General features: G+C 49.6%; 1 protein-coding gene. It reads right to left on the bottom strand.

Annotated elements, in window-relative coordinates; genetic code table 11:
- The coding region (locus R7Z50_RS28025) for a tRNA-dihydrouridine synthase (RefSeq protein ID WP_318149824.1) at window positions 1-663 on the bottom strand (663 nt) is incomplete at both ends.

A 663-nucleotide genomic window follows, 5' to 3' on the forward strand; every position in this document is an offset into this window, starting at 1 on the left:
GGTCGACCACATCAGACCAAACCATTGGCGTGTGGTTGTGTTTTACCATGTTACCTAGGTTAGGAATGTTGAACGCGCCACGGCACACCATCAGAGAGTCGACACCAGTGGTTTCAATGCAGCGTTGACCATCTTCGAAATTCCAGATTTCACCATTGGCAATCAAAGGGATGGAGAATCGCTCGCGAATTTTATTGATGTATTCCCACTTGATTTCAGATGCTTTATAACCGCCTTGCTTAGTACGTGCGTGAACGGTCAGTTCATTCGCTCCCGCAGATTGAATCGCATCCACGATTTCAAAACAGTCTTCAGGGTTTTCCCAGCCCAGACGAATTTTTGCGGAGACAGGGATATTCGCAGGCACTGCGTTACGGCATGCTTTTACCACGCTATGAATCAACTCAGGATGCTGCAATAGCGCCGCACCTCCTTTGCTTTTGTTGACCATTTTTGCTGGGCAACCAAAATTTAGGTCGATGCCGCGCGCGCCAAGCTCTGCTGCTCGGGTTGCGTTTTCCGCCATCCAGTGTGGCTCTTGACCTAGTAGTTGAACATGTACAGGCACACCAGAAGTGGTCTGAGAGCCTTGCATAAGCTCCGGACATAAGCGATGAAAGACATGGTCTGGCAGGACTTGATCGATCACTCGAACGAACTCCG

Source organism: Vibrio sp. 1249-1 (assembly GCF_033340495.1).